This window comes from Burkholderia multivorans ATCC BAA-247 (genome assembly GCF_000959525.1).
Taxonomy (GTDB): domain Bacteria; phylum Pseudomonadota; class Gammaproteobacteria; order Burkholderiales; family Burkholderiaceae; genus Burkholderia; species Burkholderia multivorans.
Window position 1 is genome coordinate 977,795 of the sequence record NZ_CP009832.1, and the last position, 23,117, is coordinate 1,000,911.

General features: G+C 63.3%; 23 protein-coding genes. 6 read left to right on the top strand and 17 right to left on the bottom strand.

Features of this window, described 5'->3' with window-relative positions:
* Position 1 precedes the first annotated feature (1 nt).
* On the bottom strand, positions 2-1,624 hold the full coding sequence (gene urtB, locus NP80_RS16920) for an urea ABC transporter permease subunit UrtB (protein ID WP_035948493.1): 1,623 nt from the start codon (positions 1,622-1,624) through the stop codon (positions 2-4).
* Between the two features lie 182 nt (positions 1,625-1,806).
* Positions 1,807-3,114: an urea ABC transporter substrate-binding protein gene (gene urtA, locus NP80_RS16925; protein WP_006412082.1), complete on the bottom strand. Its 1,308-nt coding sequence runs from the start codon at positions 3,112-3,114 to the stop codon at positions 1,807-1,809.
* A 305-nt stretch (positions 3,115-3,419) separates the two neighbouring features.
* On the opposite strand from urtA, the gene aptA reads away from it, so the two are divergent.
* Positions 3,420-4,748, top strand: a complete 1,329-nt coding sequence (gene aptA / locus NP80_RS16930; protein ID WP_006412085.1) for an omega-aminotransferase AptA — start codon at positions 3,420-3,422, stop codon at positions 4,746-4,748.
* A 60-nt stretch (positions 4,749-4,808) separates the two neighbouring features.
* Here aptA and NP80_RS16935 read toward each other — a convergent pair whose 3' ends face one another.
* The 4 genes from NP80_RS16935 to hemN form a co-directional block, all read right to left on the bottom strand.
* Positions 4,809-5,132 carry a rhodanese-like domain-containing protein gene (locus NP80_RS16935; RefSeq protein ID WP_006400913.1) on the bottom strand — a complete coding sequence of 108 codons (324 nt, stop codon included), beginning with the start codon at positions 5,130-5,132 and terminating at the stop codon, positions 4,809-4,811.
* 14 nt (positions 5,133-5,146) lie between these two features.
* Entirely contained in the window at positions 5,147-5,800 is a 654-nt protein-coding gene (locus NP80_RS16940) for a protein-L-isoaspartate O-methyltransferase family protein (RefSeq protein ID WP_006412081.1), read from the bottom strand.
* 102 nt (positions 5,801-5,902) lie between these two features.
* Positions 5,903-6,160, bottom strand: a complete 258-nt coding sequence (locus NP80_RS16945) for a hypothetical protein (protein WP_006412091.1) — start codon at positions 6,158-6,160, stop codon at positions 5,903-5,905.
* Positions 6,161-6,241: 81 nt separating this feature from the next.
* A complete protein-coding gene (gene hemN, locus NP80_RS16950) occupies positions 6,242-7,633 on the bottom strand; it encodes an oxygen-independent coproporphyrinogen III oxidase (RefSeq protein WP_035948488.1) in 1,392 nt (463 codons plus the stop codon).
* A gap of 160 nt (positions 7,634-7,793) precedes the next feature.
* On the opposite strand from hemN, the gene NP80_RS16955 reads away from it, so the two are divergent.
* The 5 genes from NP80_RS16955 (at position 7,794) to NP80_RS29815 (ending at position 11,877) form a co-directional block, all read left to right on the top strand.
* Entirely contained in the window at positions 7,794-8,132 is a 339-nt protein-coding gene (locus NP80_RS16955; RefSeq protein ID WP_006400909.1) for a YkgJ family cysteine cluster protein, read from the top strand.
* A 169-nt stretch (positions 8,133-8,301) separates the two neighbouring features.
* Positions 8,302-8,883 (top strand): DUF1439 domain-containing protein, encoded by a 582-nt coding sequence (locus NP80_RS16960; protein ID WP_035948485.1) that lies wholly within the window; start codon positions 8,302-8,304, stop codon positions 8,881-8,883.
* A 76-nt stretch (positions 8,884-8,959) separates the two neighbouring features.
* Positions 8,960-9,790: an undecaprenyl-diphosphate phosphatase gene (locus NP80_RS16965; RefSeq protein WP_006412092.1), complete on the top strand. Its 831-nt coding sequence runs from the start codon at positions 8,960-8,962 to the stop codon at positions 9,788-9,790.
* A 521-nt stretch (positions 9,791-10,311) separates the two neighbouring features.
* Positions 10,312-11,004 (top strand): phospholipase A2, encoded by a 693-nt coding sequence (locus NP80_RS30915; protein ID WP_157160138.1) that lies wholly within the window; start codon positions 10,312-10,314, stop codon positions 11,002-11,004.
* A gap of 9 nt (positions 11,005-11,013) precedes the next feature.
* The gene (locus NP80_RS29815) at positions 11,014-11,877 is read left to right on the top strand and encodes a hypothetical protein (protein ID WP_006406297.1); all 864 of its coding nucleotides are present in this window, start codon (positions 11,014-11,016) and stop codon (positions 11,875-11,877) included.
* A 412-nt stretch (positions 11,878-12,289) separates the two neighbouring features.
* On the opposite strand, the gene trmB is transcribed toward NP80_RS29815, so the two are convergent.
* The 11 genes from trmB to yfdX1 all read right to left on the bottom strand — a co-directional run bounded on the left by trmB (position 12,290) and on the right by yfdX1 (position 23,099).
* On the bottom strand, positions 12,290-13,054 hold the full coding sequence (gene trmB, locus NP80_RS16970) for a tRNA (guanosine(46)-N7)-methyltransferase TrmB (RefSeq protein ID WP_006412093.1): 765 nt from the start codon (positions 13,052-13,054) through the stop codon (positions 12,290-12,292).
* 314 nt (positions 13,055-13,368) lie between these two features.
* Positions 13,369-14,277 carry a LysR family transcriptional regulator gene (locus NP80_RS16975; RefSeq protein ID WP_006412088.1) on the bottom strand — a complete coding sequence of 303 codons (909 nt, stop codon included), beginning with the start codon at positions 14,275-14,277 and terminating at the stop codon, positions 13,369-13,371.
* A 232-nt stretch (positions 14,278-14,509) separates the two neighbouring features.
* Positions 14,510-15,661 (bottom strand): S1C family serine protease, encoded by a 1,152-nt coding sequence (locus NP80_RS16980; RefSeq protein ID WP_006412086.1) that lies wholly within the window; start codon positions 15,659-15,661, stop codon positions 14,510-14,512.
* A gap of 23 nt (positions 15,662-15,684) precedes the next feature.
* Positions 15,685-16,641, bottom strand: coding sequence for a zinc metalloprotease HtpX (locus NP80_RS16985; protein ID WP_023115015.1), 957 nt, complete (start codon positions 16,639-16,641; stop codon positions 15,685-15,687).
* Positions 16,619-17,116 (bottom strand): heat resistance protein PsiE-GI, encoded by a 498-nt coding sequence (gene psiE-GI / locus NP80_RS16990; protein WP_006412078.1) that lies wholly within the window; start codon positions 17,114-17,116, stop codon positions 16,619-16,621. Before psiE-GI ends, NP80_RS16985 begins: the two co-directional genes overlap by 23 nt.
* Positions 17,113-18,828 (bottom strand): heat resistance system K+/H+ antiporter KefB-GI, encoded by a 1,716-nt coding sequence (kefB-GI, locus tag NP80_RS16995; RefSeq protein ID WP_006412077.1) that lies wholly within the window; start codon positions 18,826-18,828, stop codon positions 17,113-17,115. The genes psiE-GI and kefB-GI overlap by 4 nt, the downstream gene beginning before the upstream one ends.
* Before the next feature lie 3 nt (positions 18,829-18,831).
* A complete protein-coding gene (gene trx-GI, locus NP80_RS17000) occupies positions 18,832-19,272 on the bottom strand; it encodes a heat resistance system thioredoxin Trx-GI (RefSeq protein WP_006412084.1) in 441 nt (146 codons plus the stop codon).
* Positions 19,262-20,407, bottom strand: coding sequence for a hypothetical protein (locus tag NP80_RS17005; protein ID WP_006412090.1), 1,146 nt, complete (start codon positions 20,405-20,407; stop codon positions 19,262-19,264). The genes trx-GI and NP80_RS17005 overlap by 11 nt, the downstream gene beginning before the upstream one ends.
* A 79-nt stretch (positions 20,408-20,486) precedes the next feature.
* Positions 20,487-21,098 carry a heat resistance membrane protein HdeD-GI gene (hdeD-GI, locus tag NP80_RS17010; protein WP_034016810.1) on the bottom strand — a complete coding sequence of 204 codons (612 nt, stop codon included), beginning with the start codon at positions 21,096-21,098 and terminating at the stop codon, positions 20,487-20,489.
* A gap of 96 nt (positions 21,099-21,194) precedes the next feature.
* A complete protein-coding gene (gene yfdX2 / locus NP80_RS17015) occupies positions 21,195-22,082 on the bottom strand; it encodes a heat resistance protein YfdX2 (RefSeq protein WP_006412094.1) in 888 nt (295 codons plus the stop codon).
* Positions 22,083-22,184: 102 nt separating this feature from the next.
* Positions 22,185-23,099: a heat resistance protein YfdX1 gene (gene yfdX1 / locus NP80_RS17020; protein WP_034016806.1), complete on the bottom strand. Its 915-nt coding sequence runs from the start codon at positions 23,097-23,099 to the stop codon at positions 22,185-22,187.
* Between the last annotated feature and the right edge of the window lie 18 nt (positions 23,100-23,117).

Genomic DNA, 23,117 nt, shown 5'->3' on the forward strand with positions numbered 1-23,117 from the left:
GTCAAGCCTCCGCGCTGCGGCCCTTCGCGGCAAACATGCCCTGGGGACGCTTCTGGATGAACAGCACGATCATCACGAGCACGGCGATCTTCGCCAGCACCGCGCCCCAGAACGGTTCGATCGCCTTGCCGACGAGGCCGAGGCCGAAGCTGCCGAGCACGGTGCCGGCAATCTGGCCGACGCCGCCGAGCACGACCGCCATGAACGAATCGATGATGTAGTTCTGCCCGAGGTCCGGGCCGACATTGCCGATCTGCGACAGCGCGCAGCCGCCGAGCCCCGCGATGCCGGCGCCGAACGCGAATGCATAGGCGTCGACGCGCGCGGTCTTCACGCCGACGCATGCGGCCATCCGGCGGTTCTGCGTGACGGCGCGCACGAACAGGCCGAGCCGCGTCTTCGTCAGCACGGCCCATGCGACGCCCACTACCGCGAGCGCGAACGCGAGGATCGCGAGCCGGTTGTACGGCAGGATCAGGTTCTGCATCACGGTGACGCCGCCGCTCATCCACGACGGATTCACGACCTGCACGTTCTGCGCGCCGAACAGCATCCGCGTCGCCTGGATCAGGATCAGGCTCACGCCGAACGTGGCGAGCAGCGTCTCGAGCGGGCGGCCGTACAGATGCCGCAGCACGAGCCGTTCGAGCACGATGCCGACGAGTGCGGCCGTCGCGAACGAGGCCGGCACCGCGACGAGCGGATACCAGTCGAACGCGGCCGGCGCGTGGCGCTGGATCAGCGTCTGCACGACATAGGTTGCGTACGCACCGATCATCAGGAATTCGCCGTGCGCCATGTTGATCACGCCGATCAGCCCGTACGTGATCGCGAGGCCGAGCGCCGCGAGCAGCAGCACACTGCCGAGCGACAGGCCCGCGAACACGGTGCCGACGATCTCGGCGCGGCGCTGCAGCGCATGCAGTGCGTCGAGCCCGTGCTGGGCCGCGTCGCGCACGCGCGCGTCGGGTTCGGCAAAGCTGCCGTCCGCGTTCTTCGCGACGAGCGGACGCAACTGCTCGATCATGTCGACATCGCTGCGCGCGGCCACCACGCGCACGGCTTCGAGGCGTTTCGCCGGATCGGCATCGTGCAGCGCGGCGATCGCCCACAGCGCGTCGAGGCGGCGTTTCAGGGCGGGATCGGTCTCCTTCGCGCGAGCGCGTTCGATCATCGGCTTCAGCGCGGGATCGGGCGACTTCAGCAGCGCATCGATCGCGTCGCGCCGCGCGGCGACGTCGGGCGAGGCCAGCGCGAGGCCCGACAGCGCGGCGGCGATCTTCGTGCGCAACAGGTTGTTCAGCATCACGGGCTGCGCGTCGCCCGCCGGCGTCGCGGCCTGCGTGAGCGCGTCGTGCGCGGTGTCGCCGCTCTGGATCAGCACGTGCGCGTCGCCGGTCGCGAGCGCGTCGCCGCTCGACAGTGCATTGAGCAGCGCGCGCGCGCGCGGATCGGTATCGCTGGCGAGCCGTTCGATCGCGGCCGTCTTCGCATCGAAGTCGTCGCCTGCGAGCGCGGCGGTGTCGGCGGCCGTCAGCGCGTATGCCGCGTGCGGCAGCGCGCCCGCGACAGCGGCACAGACGAGGGCCGCGACGGCGACGGCCCGGCGAAAGCGTAGTGGCATCGGAAATCCTGTCAGGCGTAGAGAAGCGGTGACGTGCGGTGGAGCGGCGGGGCCGCGCGTTTCGGCGGCCGCGGCGGCCTCGCGATGCGGCATACAACGACGCAGCCGCCGTACCGCGCCGTCATCGCGCTAAACCGCTCACCTGCGGAACGTTGCGCATGCAAGCAACGTCCCGCATCGCATCAGGCCATCGCCGCACGCTGCCGGCGCAGGAATGCCGGAATCGAGCTGACGACGTCCGGCTTGCCCTGGTTGCCGGCGATGAACGGGCTCCACGGTTGCGCCCGTACCGCGGTCTTCGTCTTCCATACGACGTTGAACTGCCCGTCGCCGCGGATCTCGCCGATCATCACCGGCTTGTGCAGATGATGGTTGCCGTCCATCGACAGCGTGAAGCCCGACGGCGCGGCAACGGTCTGGCCGATCATCGCGACACGCACCTTGTCGACGTCGGTGCTCTTCGCTTTCTCGACCGCCTGCTTCCACATATGGATGCCGACGTAGGTCGCCTCCATCGGATCGTTCGTCACGCGCTTCGCGCCGCCCGGCAGATTGTTCGCCTTCACCCACGCGGCGAACTGGTCCTTGAACTTCGTGTTGGTCGGGTTCTTCACCGACATGAAGTAGTTCCATGCGGCGAGGTGGCCGACGAGCGGCTTCGTGTCGATCCCGCGCAGCTCTTCCTCGCCGACCGAGAACGCGACGACCGGCACGTCGGTCGCCTTGATGCCCTGGTTGCCGAGCTCCTTGTAGAACGGCACGTTCGAATCGCCGTTGATCGTCGAGATGACGGTGGTCTTGCCGCCTTGCGCGAAGGTCTTGATGTTCGCGACGATCGTCTGATAGTCGCTGTGGCCGAACGGCGTGTAGACCTCCTGGATGTCGGCTTCCTTCACGCCTTTCGATTTGAGGAACGCGCGCAGGATCTTGTTTGTCGTGCGCGGATAGACGTAGTCGGTGCCGAGCAGGAAGAAGCGCTTCGCGCCGCCGCCTTCGGCGCTCATCAGATACTCGACGGCCGGAATCGCCTGCTGGTTCGGCGCGGCGCCCGTATAGAAGACGTTGCGCGACATTTCCTCGCCTTCGTACTGCACCGGGTAGTAGAGCAGCCCGTTCAGCTCTTCGAACACCGGCAGCACCGACTTGCGCGACACCGACGTCCAGCAGCCGAACACGCATGCGACCTTGTCCTGCGTGAGGAGCTGGCGCGCCTTCTCCGCGAACAGCGGCCAGTTCGACGCCGGATCGACGACGACCGGCTCGATCTTGCGGCCCATCACGCCGCCGTTCTTGTTGAGGTCGGCGATCGTCATCAGCGCCGTGTCCTTCAGCGACGTTTCGGAAATCGCCATCGTGCCGGACAGCGAATGCAGGATGCCGACCTTGATCGGGCCGGTGCCCGCATCGGCTGCGTGCGCGAACGGGCTCCTGCCTGCCAGCGCGAGCGCACCGGCCATCGAACCGAACTTCAACAGACTGCGACGTTTCATCGGTATCCCCTTGACGTGTTGGATGCGCATGCGCCGCGCGGCGCCGGCCGATCCACTCACGCAAGGCATGTGCCAGTCGCGCGAAGCCGCGCGGGGCGGGCCCGAGCGGTCGTTCGGCGGGATTCGATGACGCATCGTGTGGCATCGGCGGCGCCGTTGCGGTGCAGGCGCGCGGGCGCAGATGGTGCACGGTTGTGCTTCACCGTTTCGGTGCCTACACTCGATGTTCGATCCGCATCGAACGGGCGTCGGCGCACCACGCCGGCGCAGCGAACGGCCGCGCCCGATACCGCCAAGGAGACGTCATGACCGAATCGCCCTCGAATACGCCCGATCTGTCCGCGTTCTGGATGCCGTTTACCGCGAACCGTCAGTTCAAGGACGCGCCGCGCCTGCTGGTATCGGCGAAGGGGATGTACTACACGTCGGACGACGGCCGACGCATTCTCGACGGCACCGCCGGGCTCTGGTGCGTGAACGCCGGTCATTGCCGCGACGAGATCGTCGCGGCGATCGGCGCGCAGGCGGCCGAGATGGATTTCGCGCCGACGTTCCAGATGGGGCACCCGAAGGCGTTCGAGGCCGCGACGCGCATCGCGCGTCATACGCCGGGCAATCTGAAGCACGTGTTCTTCACGAACTCCGGCTCCGAAGCGGTCGATACCGCGCTGAAGATCGCGCTCGCGTATCACCGCGCGCGCGGCGAAGCGCAACGTACGCGCTTCGTCGGCCGCGAGCGCGGCTATCACGGCGTCGGCTTCGGCGGCATCTCGGTCGGCGGCATCGCGCCGAACCGCAAGGCGTATTCGGGCGCGCTGCTGCCGGCGGTCGACCATCTGCCGCATACGCTGAACATCGCCGAAGCCGCGTTTTCGAAAGGGCAGCCTGCGTGGGGCGCACATCTCGCCGACGAACTCGAGCGAATCGTCGCGCTGCACGACGCATCGACGATCGCCGCGGTGATCGTCGAACCGGTCGCCGGCTCGGCCGGCGTGCTGATTCCACCGCAGGGCTATCTCGAGCGGCTGCGCGCGCTATGCGACCGCTACGGAATCCTGCTGATCTTCGACGAGGTGATCACGGGCTGGGGGCGTCTCGGCGCGCCGTTCGCCGCGCAGTTCTTTGGCGTGACGCCCGATCTGCTGACGATGGCGAAAGGCACGACGAACGCGGCGGTGCCGATGGGCGCCGTCGCCGCGAGCGACATGATCCACGACACGATCGTCGACGGCGCGCCGGCCGGCATCGAGCTGTTCCACGGCTATACGTATTCGGGGCATCCGCTTGCCGCGGCCGCCGCGTGCGCGACGCTCGACGTCTACGAACACGAGCAGCTGTTCGACCGCGCGGCGCGCATGGCGCCCGTGTTCGAACGCGAGATCCACAAGCTGCGCGACGCGCGGCACGTGATCGACGTGCGCAATCTCGGGCTTGTCGGCGGCGTCGAGCTGAAGCCGCGCGACGGCAAGCCCGGCACGCGCGCGTACGACGTGTTCGTCAGGTGTTACAGGAAGGGCGCGATGATTCGCTATACGGGCGACATCCTCGCGTTTTCGCCGCCGCTGATCGTCGAGGAGGCACAGATTGCGGAGCTGTTCGCGATCGTCGCGGAAGCGCTGAAGGAAACGGACTAGCGAAGGAGAGAAGCGCGGGCACGCGATGCGCGTGCCCGGCGTGCGATCGGTAGCGGGCGATCAGTAGCGCGGCACCGACGGATCGACGTCGCGCGACCACGCGTCGATTCCGCCCTGCAGGTTGTACAGCTTCGTGAAGCCGCGCGATTCGAGGAACATCGCGACCTGCGCGCTGCGCATCCCGTGATGGCAGACGCAGACGATTTCCGCTTCGTCGTCGAGCTCTTCGCTGCGGGCGGGAATCTGCTGCATCGGAATCGACACGCTGCCGTCGATCTGCGCGGTCGCGACTTCCCACGGTTCGCGCACGTCGAGGACGACCGGCGCGGGGCGCGCCGGATCGCGAAGCCATTCCGCGAGCATCGCGGGCGTCAGGATCTGCATGGTGGCTCCGCCGCTCAGAACTTGAAGCGCGACGGTTCCATCGCGTTGACGAGGTGGTCGACGTAGGTTTCGAACACGTCCGCGACGCGATACTGCTTCTCGTCGATGCGCGTGATCACCTGCGCCTTCATCACCGGACGGCCGCCGACGAACGCCGACAGGCGGCCGCCGATCTTCAGCTGTTCGAGCATCTGCTGCGGCACGACCGGCAGGCCGCCCGCGACGCAGATCACGTCGTACGGCGCCTTGTCGGGCCAGCCGAGCGACCCGTCGCCGAGCACGACTTCCGCGTTCGTCACGGCGTTCTCGCGCAGGTTGTCGGCCGCGAACTTCGCGATCGTCGGGTCGATCTCGACGGCCGTCACGTGGAGCGCGCGGTGCGCGATCAGTGCGGTCAGGTAGCCGGAGCCCGCGCCGATCACGAGCACGTTCTCGTGTTTCTTGACGGCCAGTTCCTGCAGCACGCGCGCTTCGACGCGCGGGAACAGCATCTTGCGGCCGCCGGGCAGCGGCAGTTCGAGATCGGCGAACGCGAGATCGCGGTATTCGGCCGGAACGAAATTCTCACGCTTGACGATCGACAGCAGGCCCAGGACATCCAGATCCAGCACGTCCCACGGCCGGATCTGCTGTTCGATCATGTTGAAACGCGCTTTTTCGATATTCATGGTGTGGTCATGCAGCCTGGCGGCTATCAGCGAGGATAGAAAAACTTCGTGATTGTACCAAACAGGGCGCCCCGCAAGCCTTCAGGCGCCCTGCAACGAACCTTATCCTTTCCGCTTGTTGATCTGCGCCTCGAACGCGAGGTCGAGCTTGCTGACCTTGCGCGGTTTTTTGGGGCCAAGTTCATCGACGAACTTGACGAATTCGTCGAGCGGCAGCGGGTCGCAGCGCTTCTCGGCCGTGCCGCCCGAGCGGTCGACGAGATAGAACAGGCCGCCCGGCATCGCGACGGCCGCGTACTGCGGATTGCCGGAGCGGGCTTTCAGGCGTTCGACCGCGTGGGTCGCTTTGGTGGTGCGCATCGTGGGCGTGTGGCGGGGCGTAAGCTCCGTACTTTATCAAACCCGCCGCCCGCGCGCCGGCCGCCTGCGCCGCGCGGCGGCTCAGACCGTGCGCGAGTAGCGCTGCGCCGGCGTGCGGCCGAGATACGCGTCGAACGCCATCGCGATGTTGCGCACGACCATCCGGCCCGGCGGGTGGATCGTCAGCCGGTCGCGTGCGATCGTCAGCAGCCCATCGCGCTCGAACGGGCGCAGCGCGTCGAGCTCGCGCGCGAAACGATCGGCGAAGCGGATTCCGTGCGCGGCTTCGATCGGCGAGAACGGTAGCTCGAGATTGCACATCAGCTGAGCGATGACGTCGCGGCGCAGGCGGTCGTCGGCGGTCAGCCGCACGCCGCGCGCGATCGGCAGGCGTCCCGCCTCGAGCGCCGCGCCGTAGGCCGGCAGATCCTTGGCGTTCTGCGCGTAGACGTCGCCGACCTTGCCGATCGACGACACGCCGATCCCGATCAGGTCCGTATCGGCGCGCGTACTGTAGCCCTGGAAATTGCGCTGCAGCGTGCCGTTGCGCTGCGCGCGCACGAGTTCGTCGGAGGGTCGTGCGAAGTGGTCCATCCCGATGTAGACGTAGCCGGCCGACGTCAGCATGTCGATCGCGAGACCGAGCAGCGCGATGCGCGTTTCGGGCGGCGGCAGCGTCGCGTCGTCGATCCGGCGCTGCATCTTGAACAGATGCGGCATGTGCGCGTAGCCGAACACCGACAGCCGGTCCGGGGCGAGCTCGATGATCGTCTCGAGCGTGCGCGCGAACGCGGCGACCGTCTGGTGCGGCAGCCCGTAGATCAGGTCGACGCTGATCGAATGGAAGCCCGTCGCGCGCGCGGCGGCCATCACGTCGGCCGTCATCGCGAGCGGCTGGATCCGGTTGATCGCGCGCTGCACGTCCGGATCGAAATCCTGCACGCCGAGGCTCAGCCGGTTGAAGCCGATCGTGCGCAGATGGACGAGCGTGGCCGGCGTGACCGTGCGCGGGTCGATTTCGATCGAGTATTCGGCATCCGCGTCGGGCGCGAGCAGGAAGTGCTCGCGCGTCGCGGCCATCAGCTCGGCCGTTTCGTCGTCGGACAGGAACGTCGGCGTGCCGCCGCCCCAATGCAGTTGCGTGACCGGGCGCGACCGATCGAACAGCGTCGCTTGTAGCGCGATTTCGCGTTTCAGTTGATCGAGATACGGGCGCGCGCGTCGATGGTTGTTCGTCGCGATCCGGTTGCAGCCGCAGTAGAAGCAGGCCGTGTTGCAGAACGGGATGTGGAAGTACAGCGACAGCTCGCTCGACGACGCGCCCGGATCGCTCGCCGCGCGCACGTAGTCGCTATGCGGGAAGTCGTCGCGGAACTGCAGCGCGGTGGGGTAGGACGTGTAGCGCGGCCCGTTCGCGCCGTATTTCGCGAGCAGGTCGGGACGGAACAGCGTGTCGGCAGAACCGGAAGTCATGGCGGTCTCGCGCTTTTTAGATGCTTTCGAGTATATAAATGCGCGATTGGGCTGCATTGTGTAATAACGTCGCAGCGGCAGTGGCACAATGCGGGCTGCACGATCGGACGACGCGTCCGGTTGCCGCACCGATTTTTTTTGTTGCTTGCCGGAGAGCCGAGTGCCTGCCGAAACTGCCGTTCGCCCGGCGCCCGCCGATGTTTTACCGCCGCACGCCTGTCGCGAAGGATGCGGCGCGTGCTGCATCGCGCCGTCGATTTCCAGCCCGATTCCGGGCATGCCGGACGGCAAGCCGGCCGGCGTGCGCTGCGTGCAGCTCGGCGACGATCTGCGTTGCCGGATCTTCGGCAGCCCGGAGCGACCCGCGTGCTGTTCGGGGCTGCAGCCGTCGGCCGAGATGTGCGGCGCATCGCGCGATGAGGCGCTCGCATGGCTCACGCAGCTCGAAGCCGCGACGCAGCCTGTGGCCGCTTGTCCCGGTGGCAGCGTGCGGCGCTAGCGTGCGCGGTTAGGCGTCGGCGCTGCGTTGGCGGCGTGGGACTGCGGCGGTCCGGCGCATGGAACCCGCGTGCGGTGCTGCTGCACTAATTCGCGTCGGCGTCGTGCGCATCGGAGCGTGCCGAGCGCAGCGCCGGATTCGTCCGTTACAGGAACAGGAGAGCTTCAGCATGACCGCATCCCGCGCGCCCGGCCGGCGCCGTTTTCTTGCTGCGTGCGCCGCCGCCGTCGGCGTGTCGGTGTCGCTCGTCGCGTGCGCGTCGACGTTCCCGTTCATCCCCGATCACTACACGTTCTCGCGCGGCGACGTGCAAAAGGCCGTCGCGCGCAAGTTTCCGTATCGGAAGACCGTCGCGCAGGTCGTCGACGTCTCGCTCGCGAATCCGGCCGTCAGCCTGCTGCCCGATCAGAATCGCATCGCCGTGCAGCTCGACGCGCATTTCGAGAGTCCGTTCCTGCGCATGCCCGTCAGCGGCCGCTTCACGGTGTCGGGGCAGCTCGCGTACGATGCGCCGAGCCGCTCGGTCGTGCTCAGGGCGCCGGCCGTCGACAACCTCGTGCTCGACGGCGACGCGCAGATGTACACGCAACAGGTCGGCGCGGCCGCCGGCCTGCTCGCGACGCAGCTGCTCACGAACTATCCGATCTACACGTTCAAGCCCGAGCAACTGCAATTTGGCGGCGTAAATTACGAACCCGGTACAATTACGATTCTTACAAACGGCATACGCGTGGCGATCGTCGAGAAGTGACGTCGCATCGCGCGGCCGGGCGGGCCGCGACGACTGCGTGGCCCTTTCTTTCGATCACTTCGGAGTTGGGCCACGGATGGACTGGATCCTGATCTGCAAGGCATTGATCCTCGGCGTCGTCGAGGGGCTGACGGAATTCCTGCCGGTATCGAGCACCGGCCACCTGATCGTCGCCGGCAGTTTCCTCAATTTCAACGACGCGCATGCGAAAACGTTCGACGTCGTGATTCAGTTCGGCGCGATTCTCGCCGTGTGCTGGGAGTATCGGCAGCGGATCGCGTCGGTGGTGACCGGGCTGCCGAGCCGGCCCGACGCGCGGCGTTTCGCGCTGAACGTCGTCATCGCGACGATTCCGGCGATTGCGCTCGGGCTGCTGCTCGAGAAAAAGATCAAGGCCGTGCTGTTCTCGCCGGTGCCGGTCGCGTTCGCGCTCGTCGTCGGCGGCGCGATCATTCTGTGGGCCGAAGCGCGGCAGCGCGAGCGCCGCGAGCCGCCGCGCGTGCAGTCGATCGACGAGTTGACGCCGCTGGATGCGTTGAAAGTCGGTGTCGCGCAGTGCTTTGCGCTGATTCCCGGCATGTCGCGCTCGGGCTCGACGATCATCGGCGGGATGCTGTTCGGCCTCGAGCGTCGCGCCGCGACCGAGTTTTCGTTCTTCCTCGCGATTCCGATCATCTTCGGCGCGACGCTCTATGAAACCGTGAAGGACTGGCACGCGTTCACCGTCGACGCGCTCGGGTTGTTCGTGCTCGGGCTCGTGTCGGCCTTCGTCAGTGCGTTCGTCTGCGTGCGCTGGCTGCTGCGCTACGTCGCGACGCACGACTTCACGGTGTTCGCGTGGTATCGGATCGTGTTCGGGTTGTTCGTGCTGCTCGTCGGTTATAGCGGGTGGTTGAACTGGGCGTGATCGGCGTTCGGGGGAGTAGGGCGCGGATGTGAAAACGGCCCGATCGGCAGATGCCGGTCGGGCCGTTTTGTTTTTGATGCGGACAAAAGCGGGTTGTGCATGGAGCGGTAATGGCTGGTGGTCTCGTTTCGGAGCCGATCGCAGCGCCGGGCAGTCAGCTGAGGTCGCGTACGGCCTGCAGATTGGGAGACCTACGTTGCTATAGTCGTCAACCAGTGCCGATTGGCCGACATCGGTTCTGGTACGTCGGCACGCCGGACAAGGATGACCCGCACCGGTAGTGCACCGTGCTCTACGTACGTACCCTTGCCACGGCAAGGTCGGGGAAGCCTCACAGTCTACTTGCGAATGATTCTCATTCGCATTAGCATCCCAAAGCCACTCCTGTTTCGCTTTGCCGCGTTGTTTTGTAAATAGGGCTAGACGAGCGATTACGTCCCCAGACAGCTGTCCGGGGCAGGGGAGGAGACGACTGAACGCTTCAGTCGGATTGCGTGAACATAATTTCAATGGACGCACAAATGGGGAAAATCGCAACTTTGCTATTTGTATCTCCGCTTGCATTGTCAGAGACTGCAATGGCGCAAGGCGTACTGCCTGCTATTAACGTTACCGGATCAAGGCCATATGGATCGGTGATGGATTTTGCCGGGGACATCGGGCCGCCATCAAAAGGTCCTACGAGCTGGGCATTGGCCAATGTGCCTAATAGTCCGAGGCTTCAGTGTCAATACACGCAGATGCTAAGACGAGATTTGAAAAATTGTGACTTTTCAAATCCACCTAATATCGGCGTTTTCCGCCTTCACAGTTTTATTCCGAGAAACCAACCCTTCACGTCCGGCATTTCTTTTGTCCCAAACGCAGGTGTCTTGCAAAACGGTTGTGGTCCTGCGAGCGGTTGGATGAAGTACGTTATACCTAATGCGCCGCTCGGGTACGATTTTACCAACGCATGTAACAACCATGACGTTTGTTATGGAAGCAAGCTCAGCAAGGCGCTATGTGACAATTTATTCGAGCGGGATATGAAGCAAATTTGCAACGGTTCTGGCTTGTGTGGCGAAATAGCAGAGAAGTACGCAGATGCTGTCCGTAAATTTGGAGATAAACCATATCAGGAGGCGGTCGATCAGTGGTATTGCGCGCTATTTGGATTTCTCCGCGGTGTGGTGAGCAAGTACACTGGTGCAAGTCTGTGCAATATTGAGTAGGGGGAAGTTATGAAAAAGTTTTGGATCTTTCTGGTGCTGTGTGTGATCGCGAGCGTGTTCTATTTCGGGCTTCGCGCCGGCCCTGATTCGCCAAATAAAAATACCGAGAACTCCGCTATGGGGCATCAAACAAAGTCCGCCTCGGTCGATTCATTCAATTCCGTCGCAGTTGAGCGCAGGCCGTCAGAGGACGAAGCTCCAAAAAAATACCAATTTCCTAATGTGCATGTGTCGAAAGATTTTGGTAACGACGAAGAGCTCAGGGGTTCATTTCCCGGATCGGATAGGCTTGTGATGGACGAATTCTACAAGAATTTCCGACAAAATGCGATCGCGTTTAATAGCCGAGAGCAGTACGAGTGGCTGATGAAGAGCGGCTATCCGATGCCAGAAGAGGTCGTTACTGGATATAAGATGAGTATCGATGAGCTCGGGAAATTGGTCGAACAAGGTAACGTGAAGGCTAGTTATTTTTATTTGATGCGGGAAGTTTACAGCAAGGATAGCGGTGAAATTCTCGATAAAATGAATAAGTCCGGAGATGGCAGTGAATGGTCTAGAAGAATCGTTGCCGCGCAAAATGCAGTGATGGCTAGCGGTTCGGCGTTCACCGGATACATTCTGGCGGCTAAAGCAGGAAGAGACGGAGGTAGTCCGGAAGGCGTCTATGCAGGATATGCGTTGGCAGCAGTGATGGGGGATTCGCGCGCGTTGAACGTGGTAGCAGAAGCGCCGAGGCTCGATATACGCGCATTCGTGTCTATCTTGGCAAGCAATATTGATATGTTGCGTATTTCGAATCCTAATGTCTTTACTGGAAGGCCGTCTGAATTTCCTGATAGATATTCGACTGGGGTAAGCTATTCGAATTGAGATGTCTTGATTCCGACCGTTGCGCCTTGCTGATTCATAAGGTGCCCGCGATCGTCAATAAATCGTTGATGTTTTCGGGGCAGGGGCTGCGCACGGGTGTGGCGAGCCCGTCATGCGTGTCCGGCTGCCCGGGAACCGGTGTGCAGGCAAATATGCATGGTATCTCGGGGGCACAAGCTCAGCCGTTAGGCGGATTGTGAAAGGCCGGCACGTGCTTTACTTAATGGGTTCGGCGGGTCGGCACTACCGGTCGGCTATGACAACCGGCCCCTGAACTCCGTGCGACGCGGCAAGCGTATCGGCGGAAGACGTGAAAACGGCCACACGGGCGTTTGCCGGTGTGGCCGCATTGCCGTCGATGCCACCGGCGCGACGTATGCGTCGGCCGTCGGCGAGCACGTGCGCCGATCGCTCAGCCCGCGCGCTTGCGGAACACGAGATCCCACACGCTGTGACCGAGCCGCAGCCCGCGTCGTTCGAACTTCGTGACGGGCCGATAGTCGGGGCGCGGCGCGTAACCGTCGGCCGTGTTTTCGAGCGTCGGCTCGGCGCTCAGCACCTCGAGCATCTGTTCCGCGTAGTTCTGCCAGTCGGTCGCGCAATGCAGGTACGCGCCCGGTTTCAGGCGCGATGCCAGTTGCGCGACGAGCGGCGGCTGAATCAGACGGCGTTTGTGGTGCCGCGCCTTGTGCCACGGATCGGGGAAGAAGATGTGCACGCCGTCGAGGCTTTCGGGCGTGAGCATGTGTTCGAGCACTTCGACCGCGTCGTGCTGGATGATGCGGATGTTCGACAGATCCTGTTCGCCGATCAGCTTCAGCAGCGCGCCGACGCCCGGTTCGTGCACTTCGACGCCGAGGAAATCGTCGCCCGGGCGATTCGCGGCGATTTCGGCCGTCGACGCGCCCATCCCGAAGCCGATTTCGAGAATGCGCGGCGCGCTGCGGCCGAAGATCGCGTTCCAGTCGGGCGTTTCGGGGGCGTACGGGACGACGAAGCGCGGGCCGAGCTCGTCGAGCGCGCGACGCTGGCCGGTGGACACGCGGCCGGCGCGCGTGACGAAGCTGCGGATGCGGCGGCGGTGCAGCGGATTGACTTCGGTGCCGTCGGCGGCTTCGTCGGACAGGGCAGCGTCGTGCGGCGGCAGGCCGGCTTCGTTCGGATCGTCGTGCATCATCGGTGACAGAGATTGGCTCGGTTGCGAGCGAGGGCTCGGGCGCGGTGACCGGCGGAACCGGCACATGGTACAAAAAAGCCGCCTTCGACGAGGCGGCTTGCGCGCTGGCTGCAGTGCAGCCGGAAAGTGGAGCGGGCGATGGGAACATCATCGTGTCCCTAACTCGTTGATTGATAACGAGTTTTCCGCACTCGGCGAACCGAGATGGACATAATTATGGACTGAAAAACCACGCTTGGTCAACGCGCGCTCCGAGCAAGTCCAGTGCGAGCCATGGACAGCCAGCAGTAGCCAATGTACCCGAGCGCTCAACGTCACGAGGCCGGTTCATCTCCCTTTGGCAGGAACTCCTCGCGTGCGCGCTGCAGAAACCGCTTCATGGGCTCAGAGGGTTCGGCGCCGCGGCGCAGCAGGTAGGTGGACAGCATGGGCGGCGTGCCGGCCAGGGGACGGACGGCTATGTCGGGGCGGTTCAGGGTCTGCACCTGCGAGGCAATGGCGAAACCTAGGCCATAACCGGCACCGACCAGAGTCAGCATCACGCCTAGGCTCGTCACCTGATCTACCAGCTTGAGCGGCTTGGACGCACCTTGAAGCACCGCCTGGATCTGGTGGTGGCAGCCCGATCCCGCGTCCGGATGGCACAGTACCAACGGAAACTTCAAGGCTTCATCCAATGGCACTTCCGCGTGCGCCAACAAGGGGTGGCGCACGGGCACGATCACCGACAGAGGATCGGTCCACACGGGCTCGGCGACAAGGCCTTCGCTCACCGCGTCCGACAGCGCAAAGCCGATGTCCAGCAGATCGTTGTGCAGGCCCTTGAGCTGCTGCGCGAAAGGCAGCTCGAAGACGCGAATCTCCAGTTCGGGCTCTTCCTCGCGGCTGCGCGCCAGTAAGGTGGCAATGTGGGGCTGCGCCAAGCTGTCGCAGATGGCGATGCGCAGATAACCCTGATAGCCCTGCGCCGCCGCCTTTGCGGCACTCACCGCCTGCTCCACGGTGGCCAGCACACGCCGGCACTCACCGAGGAACACTTGACCGGCCCAGGTCAGTCGCGTCTGGTGCGCGCTGCGGTCGAACAACTGCACGCCGAGCGTGGCTTCGAGATTGCGCATTGCGCGCGACACAGGCGATTGTTCTACGCCAAGGCGCTCGGCCGCTCGCGCGAAATGCAGTTCTTCCGCGACCGCAACGAAATAGCGCAGTACTCTGAGTTCCAATGCGGCCTCCTGTTTGCCTCGTTCCTGGCCTGCGTCCACCTCATGCGGATTGCGCCTCGCTTTCTCCTTCGATGATTGGCAAGAGGTTCCGGCGTTGCATGCTTGCCTATTCGGATAGGCAGATCGCATCCGAAAATTACGGAGGTTGAGGCGGAACGCTACCTGGCCGAAGACCTGAGAACCTCAATCGCCGCGACGCTGCACTACCGCCTGATCCACAGGTTCAATTCAATCAATTCCCGGGTTGCAGCTCCACACGCACCTCGCGCGATTTGCCGGCCCGTTCCACTGACAAGACCACCACATCGCCGACCTTCCTGTCGTCTAGCCGCGCGAGCAGCTTAGCCACATCGTCCGTCGCCTTACCATCAACACCGATGATGCGGTCGCCCGGCACGATGCCTTGCGGCGTGACTTCGACACCCGCGAGGCCGGCCTTGTGCGCTGCCGAACCCGGGGTAACACGCAGCACGAACACGCCCTTGCTTCCAGTCAGCGCCAGCAGGCGCTGATTGAGCTGTTCGTCCACCTCGATGCCGAGCGCCGGACGGATGTACTTACCGGTCTTGATGAGTTGCGGCACCACGCGCATGACGGTGTCCACCGGCACGGCGAAACCGATCCCGGCCGAGGCGCCGGAAGGGCTGTAGATCGCCGTGTTGATGCCGATGAGCCGCCCCGCCGAATCGAGCAAGGGGCCACCGGAGTTGCCAGGGTTGATGGCGGCGTCGGTCTGGATCAGGTGATCGATGGCCGCTCCGCCCGCTTCTCCGGGTAACGAGCGGTCGAGCGCGGAGACGATACCAGTGGTGAGCGTCCAGTCCAGGCCGAAGGGGTTGCCGATAGCGAACACCTTCTGACCTACCTTGAGGTCGGCGCTGGTGCCGACCGGCACGGCCGGTGGGCGCTTGAAACCGACGCCGATCTTGAGCACGGCGATGTCATGCGCGGGGCTCGTCCCCACCAGCGCGGCCTGGTAGTCGCGGCCGTCGGCGAGTTTGACGGTGGCTTCGGACGCGCCCTGGATGACATGGAAGTTGGTGACAACGTGGCCGGCGTCGTCCCAGATGAAGCCCGAGCCTGTACCGCGCGGCACGGAGAACACGTTGCGCGTCCAGACATCGCGTACTAATTGCGCGGTGGTGATGTAGACCACCGAGGCGCGCGATTTTTCGAACAGTTCGATGGTGGCTTTCTCGTCCGCCGCCAGATCGCCACGCGCCGTCACGGTGCGTTCTGCCGCCTCGCGCGGACTGAACCAGGCCTCGATGGCGGGCAGGAACTGCCACAGCAGCATGAGCGCGGCAATACAGACGGTGATGAAGAGCCAGCGCCGAACGAAGTGGTCCGGCGCGGGGCGTTGGTACGGGTCGGGGTAGGCCATGAGAAGTCTCCTGTTGAGGGCAATCAGCGCCACAGCCCGCTCGGGCGCCAGCGCGGCGTCGCAGCGGATTCCGGCAAGAAATGGGTCTCGTGAAACGGCAACGCTGATGCTGGCCTGGGCGCCAACGTCAGCAGGCGTGAGATGCACTCTTGTGTTGCCGGATGCGTGCGCAACCAGGAGGGCTCGGGATTGCCCCATCCCGGCCACAGCCAGGCACGCCAGGAGCGGCTGACCCGCTCGATTTTCGCCAGCGCAGACGCAAGCCCGTGCGGGTCGCCCGTCAGTTCCGCCGCGAGGCGGTCAGCGTCGAACTCACGCACGCGAGACAAGCCGAGCTGTGCGAGCAGGGCCAGCTGGGGCGATGCGGCCAATAACAATAGACCAGGCCAATAGACCTCCGCCGCCCCAACCAGCAGCGCGGGCAGGCTGAGCAGGATCGCGATCTGTCCCATGAGGGCCAGCAGGCTCGTGAGGCGACTGACGGAATCCGCCAGCCCCATGACGCGCAAATCCTCATTGGCGATGTGCGCGACTTCATGCGCGAGCACACCCGCCAGCTCGCGTGGGCTCAGGCTGCGCAGCAGGCCATCGGTGAGGGCGATCGATGCCTCCTGCTTCGATCCGGTGGCGAAGGCGTTGACGACGGCACTGGGCACATAGTGCGGCACCGGCGTGGCGGGCAAACCGGCACGGGCGGACAGCTCGCGCAACAGGGCCCAAATCTCGGGGGCTTCGTGCGGGTGCAAAGCCCGTGCGCGGTACAGGCGCAAGGTCAAGGCGGATGCGGCTGCCGGTTCCAGCAGCAGCGTGCCTGCAACTGCAAACAGCGCGAGCCACAGGCCGCCTTCCCCAAACGGCAGTCTCCCTGCTGCGGCTGCGATCCCGACCAGGGTCAGAACCAACAGCCCGGTCTGCAGGCGGTTGAGCCAGCGGTGTTGCAACAGCGCCGCGCGCGGATCACTGGGATGATGACGGGTCATGCTCAGAGGTCTCGGCGGCGCGGTCGCCGCGCTCGCGCAGCAGCCAGTAGGTCGCACCCAGAGCCAGCGTGGCGCCTGCCAGCGCGGCAATCTTTGCGGGGCTCGCCTCGGGGTCAAGGATCACGAACTTGCGCGCCAGCGCGATCAGACCGATGAGGATCACGGTCTTGACCTGGATGATGCTGTCCCGACGCAGCGCCACGCGCACGATGGAATGCTTGAACTCCATCGCGATCAAGAGCGTCATGATCATGCCGAACACACTCTGGAATACCTTGTGATCCAGGGGATTGAAGGCATCGAGGACCAGCAGCGTGAAGACGATGGCGATGAGCTGGAACAGCGACACCACGATGATGACGGCAATTACCGCCGACAGCACGAGCGCGACGACCTGCTCGAAGCGCTCGTAAAAACTCATGATGGCCCATTGGTCACGGAAGACCTGAAATGGATTGCGGCCTGTTGACTTCATGCAGATGGACTCCCTGCGACATTGCCGCTGTCGAGACGGCGGCGCATCGCACTGATGTTTCGTTCGACGAGCTCGGCCGACATGCCAAGCGACGACATCACTTGTTCCGCCAGCCCAAGGCCTGCGGCAAAGGATTGCTGGTACACACGCACGTTGGGCATGGCGCGAAATGCATCGGCCGCGGTCGTACTTCTGCATGACACCCACAAGGTCAGCGCCGGACGGCGCTCGGCAATCGCCTGGGCGATGCGCAACGCTTGCTGGGCATGGGCGAACGTCAGCACCACCAAGTGCGCATGCGTCAAGCCGGCAGCCAGCAAGGTATCGGGCCGACTGGCATCGCCATGGAACACCGGCGCGCCGGCGGCACGCGCGGCCTCGACCTTCTGCGCGTCCGCCTCCAGCAGCAGATGCGCTACGCCGGCGTGGCGAAGAATCTCGCTGACTGTCAGGCCAAGCTCGCCCGCGCCGCAAACGATGACATGGTCTCGATATCGCGCCGTCTGCGCGGCGATCTCGACTTCTTCAGCCTGGGGTGGCTGAATGACGCCGCCGGTGCGGCTCAAGAACCGGGCAAGTACATCGTGATGGCGGATCAGTAGCGGTGCCAGGGCCATGCTGAGCACCAGCGCGACCAGCATGGGTTGGACGACGGTCGCGGGGATCAGATGCTGCTGCAAGACCGTGCCCAACAACAGCAGGGCGAACTCGCCGCCGTGCCCCAACGCTATGCCCGTGCGCCAGGCATCGAGGGCGGACAGGCGCGTCGCCCGCAAGGCCAGCGTATTGAGCAGGATCTTGACCGGTACCAGCACCACCAGCCACGCCAGCACCGCCAGCGGTGCCGAAAGAATCTGTGCTGCGTCCAATTGCAGGCCGATGGTCACGAAGAACACGCCCGACAACACATCGCGAAACGGCCTGAGGTGGCTTTCCATGTGGTGCCGGAAGTCGCTCTCGCCCAGCACCATCCCGGCGAGGAAGGCCCCCAGGGCGGCGGATACGCCGACCGCGTGCGCAGCGGCGGCGGCAGCCACCACCACGCACAAGGAGACGAGCACGAACGATTCCTCGTGGCCCCGCCGCGCCACCCAGCCCAGCAGGCCATGCAACAGACGGCGCGAGGCGAGGGCCGCTGCCGCGAACAGCAGCAGCACACCGAACACTTCGAGCAGCACATGCTCGATCTTCGGCGACTCGCCGCGCGCCCAGATCGCCAGCAAGGCCAGCAGGGGCACGCTGGCCAGGTCCTGAAAGACCAGCACGGCGATGGCACTGCGGCCGTGGCGGGTGGTGAGCTCGCCTTGGTCGGCCAGTTGTCGGCTGACCAGCGCCGTGGACGACATGGCCGCCGCAGTGCCGAGCAGCGCGGCGCTCTGGCCGGGCTGCCCCAGCCACATCAATAGCAGGATCAGCGGCGGGGCCACGGCGATCATCTGCAGAGCGCCCGCCATCAGCACCGTCCTGCGGGCGAGCCAGAAGTGTCCGAGGGAGAATTCCAGTCCGACCATGAACAACAGCAGCGCCACGCCCAGCTCGGACAGAAAGGTCAGCGTCTCCCCCGGCGCGATCACGCCGATGACTGAGGGGCCCAGTACAACGCCGACAGAGAGATACCCCAGCAAGGCGGGCACTCTGAACGCCGCCGTCGCCATCGCCGCCAGGCTGCAAGCCGCCAGCAGGATTAGCGTAGCGCCGAGCAAGCCCTGCATCGGTCAGCGCCCCACTTGCGTCGACGTCCAGCGCACGATGTCCTGCGCGCCCATCGCGCCGGCCTGACGGGCGATCTCCCGCCCACCTTGGAACAGGGCGAGCGTCGGGATGCTGCGGATACCGAACTGCGCGGCCAGGTGGGGCTCAGCCTCGGTATTCACCTTCGCCAGCCGGATCCTCGGTTCGAGCTGGTGCGCCGCTTGCTGGAACTGTGGCGCCATCATCTTGCACGGCCCGCACCATGGCGCCCAGAAATCGACCAGCAGCGGCAAATCGCTGCGCTCCACGTGGCGCGAGAATGTTGCCGTGGTCAACTCGATGGGCTCGCCCGTGAACAAAGGCTGCTGGCAGCGGCCGCAGTTGGGATGTTCCGATACCTTCGCAGTCGGTACGCGGTTGATGGACTGGCAATGCGGGCAGACGAGGTGAAGATCATTCTTCATGGTTCGCCTCCTTGGACCACAGTGAGGCTGCCGCGCTTCGGGTCACAGACAATGCCGACCAATCAACGCCTTGGAGCCAATCGTTCCCGTCTTTGCTTACTCCGGCCTCTTCCAAATGAGCAGCGATGAACGCTTCGGCCTGCATGAGCCACCTTTGGACAGTATCTTCCTGACTAGGAATCAGCAGGATTTCAGAGACGCTGCTGGCATCGAGCCCGTCCACACGGATAAGCAGAAAAATGCGCCGCCACAAACGCGGCATGTCCTTCAGCAGGTCGAATGCAAAAGCGAACTCGCTCGACCGATCAACTAGCTCCTCCTGTTCTGCGATCGTTGCGGCATCGGGATGCTGACTGTCAGCGATGATATCGGCCAGCCTGAGTGTGTCATCGGGCTGATAAAATTCGAAGACTTCCTCTTCCACCATGGCCTCGGCGACGTCCTGGGCATCCGCTTCGACCGGCGCGTCCAGAGAAACGAATTCGCCAAATTGCCGGCTGTTTGCCACTTCGTGATCCAGGACGGCGAACAGATGCTTCAGAAGACCGAAGTAAGCCGCTTTTTCTTCCGGCACGGATTGCCATTCCACCTCAGCTTGGACAATCGCTTCATCCACCACGTCGCGCAGCGTCGGATAATCGCGTGGTAAATCGCCGACGGCCCGCAGATAAGCCAGCTCACGCCTTGCGACAGCCTCAAGTTTCGACAGTAGAGGCATTCGGGTCACTTTGGCCTCATGGGCGGCTGACGCGGGGTTTGCGGCAATTCGCACCTTGAGCTCGCGCAAGCGCTCGCGTCGTGCTTTGCGCTTGATTTGATCCTGAGCATGCAGTCGGTCAAAATGCTTCTTGGCCTGACGGAACAACGACTGTGCGAGCATCTGCGCGAGGGGCGTCAGCTCGTCATGTGATGCAGTAACGCTGACAATCTTTTTGCCGGGCAGGTGCATATAGCCACTGGCCAGAAATTGCCGCTTGGTCTTGTCGCGATCAAGGACGATTTGAAGTCGCGCTGAATCTTTAGTGTGTTTGTCGAGCAATGGCTTGAGGTCGCGCTCGATCACATTTCCCAAAGCTCTCTGCCAAGGTTCATGAAACTCTTTGTCGATAGCTCGATAGCTATATTGCATCTGCATGTATGACTCCTTCGATGTCATTTCTATGGAGGCATGAATCGAGGATGCTCATATCCATAGATTTTGGTTTGGCACGCTCTTACCCCAGGCGCGATTTGCGAAGACTCCAACTCAAGAACAAAAGCGTGACGCCATAGACTGCCGCATGGAAACCCAACAACCAGCCTGCGGCCACGAATGACTCGACCGGACGGGTAAAAACTATCCACAAGACGATAGCGCCAAGGATAATCGAGAGCAGTCCACTGAGGGCAAGCCAGATTTCGCCCTTGATTTCCCGACGCAGCCGAACGGCGGCGGATATCTCCAGCACACCGGTGAAAATCGCCCAGAAGCCCACGCTAGCCCATAAAAAAGAAGCCAAGACTATCGTGGCGACCCAAGGAGCAACCAGGACGACGACGCCCGTAAGTATGCCGACAATGCCGCTGAACAGCAGCCAGCCCCAGCGCTCTTTTTTCTGGATATGGCGCACCGCTGCAAACAAGTTGAACGCGCCATTGACCAAGGAAAATGCGCCGAACACGATGGTCATGGCCAACAGAGCCGATTGTGGCATCCAGAACGCGAGGGCTGCAAAAATCAATGCCAAGACACCGCGCAGCGCAAAAAGCCACCAATTTTGGCTCAGCGAACACAGTGCTTTGGTGGGCTCATCCTCATTGGAATTGGCGATGGTGTCTGTGTTCATGCAATATCTCCTAAAGATCTAATGGGGTGAAAAATCAAACACTCCTGAGCCAAGAGAGGGGCGCGACGCGCCCCTCTTACGCCCTATGCAGCGGTTTCAGAACAACTTGGACAGTTTTGCCTTGATTTCATCGAGCCAGCCTTTTCCGCCGCCTCCCCCAGCCGTCTTTTCCTTGACTTTCTTGAGTTCAGCGAACAGGGGCTCAAAGTCCTTCTTTTTTCCATAGCCCAGCAGTTCTGCCATTTCCAACTGCTGCCGCGCTTCGTTCAATAATGTCTCCAGGCGCTCATTGGACGCTTCGCCCCGCTGACCATCTTCCACCAAGGTCTCGGCGCGCTTCAGGAGCAGCCTGGCACGCAGGGTGGGCAGCGGAAGCACGCTGCGCGTCTCGACCAGCGTGCTGAGCGCTGCCTGCAGCGCGGCTTTGGCTTCTTCAATCTTGCCCTGATCGATCAGCGGCACGACTGACTTCACGGCTGCGGGATAGGACGCCAGAGGGATGTTGGTGACCGCGATCACGATTTCACTGGCCAGCAAAGCCAGCACGAGACGTGCCTGTTGCACCTCGCCATGTTTGAGGGCATCCAGCGCCTCGTCAGTCATCGCCTCAATGGTTTCCGTGTTGGCGAACACGTCGTGCACGATGGTGCGCACATCAACGGGGGCCAGGGCGAGCGTTGGTTCGCGCGCAACGATCAGCTCCAGCTTTCCCGTCACTTCGGCCAGCGTTGCCAGTGCGCGTGCAGCGTCCTTGCCGTCAAGTGCGGCCAGCGCTGATTTGGTCAGCGCCAAGGCCGAGACGGCCTCATCGAGGACTTGTTTACGTTTGTCTGCCGCCTGCGAGTCCGTTTCCTTCTGAACCTCTGGCTGTACCTCCGTGACAACTTCAGGCTTGGCCTCTGGACTGACAGGAAGGCTGCTTACCGCGGCCTGTTCGTTAATTCCTTTGTTCGTCGCATTGGGATTCGGTGTTTGCTCATTCATGGTGACATGCCTCGTATGAGTTAGTGAAAATAGGCGAATCTATTGGGGCTGACTGCGAACATCGCGAGACTGACCGACCGAACAGTCGGCCCTTTCATCACCTCAAAACAGCTTTTGGATCCGCGTCTTCAACTCGTCGAACCATCCCTTGCCGCTTTTGCCTCCAGCCGACTTTTGCTCAATCGACTTCACCTGATCGAAGATGGGTTTGAAATCCGCCTTCTTGCCATAACCGAGGATCTGCGCCAGCTCGATCTCCGTGCGTACGGACGACAGCAAGGTGCTGAGCTCCTCGTTCTGCTTGGCATCGCGCTTGTCGGTCTCGGCCAGCTTTTCAGCTTTTGCCATCGCGGCTTCGGCCCGGAGCACGGGCAGAGGAAAGGCGACCGAGGTCACCACCAGCGTGTTCAGTGCTCGGGCGAGTTCCGCCTTGGCGTCGTCGATCTTGCCGCTGTCGATGAGCCGTGCGGCCGACTTGATCGCTGCCGGGTACGTTGCCATCGGCAGGTTGTCGGTTTCGATCACGATTTCGCTGGCCAGATTGGCAACGATGGGCCGGGCCTTTTGCACCTCGCCATCACCCAACAACTCCCGAGACAACTTGACCGCTTTCTTTACCGATTCCACGTTGGCGTGGATATCGTGGGTGATGACGCGTACATCGACCGGCGCCAAGGCAAGTTTGGCGTCGCGTGCCAATACCAGTTCCAGCTTTCCGCTGGCCAGTTCCAGCGCAGCGAGCGCCTCCTTGGTCTTCTTTGCATCAAGGAGGGTCAAAGCCTCCTGGGTCTTGGTGAGCGCCGTGATGGCGTCTTGAGTGAGCTCGGCACGCTTTTTATCGGCTTCCCGGGCGGCCTTGTCATCTACCTGTGGCTGTGCCGCCTTGGATGCGGCAGAGGGTGCTGCAGCACCTGGGCTAGAACCTGCCGCCGATTGGGCCAGAGCCGGTCCGCTCAGTCCGACGACGACCGCCAGGGCAAGTGCGGAGAAGGTGTATTGTGGCTGTTTGATATTCATGATCTTGGGCTCCTGATT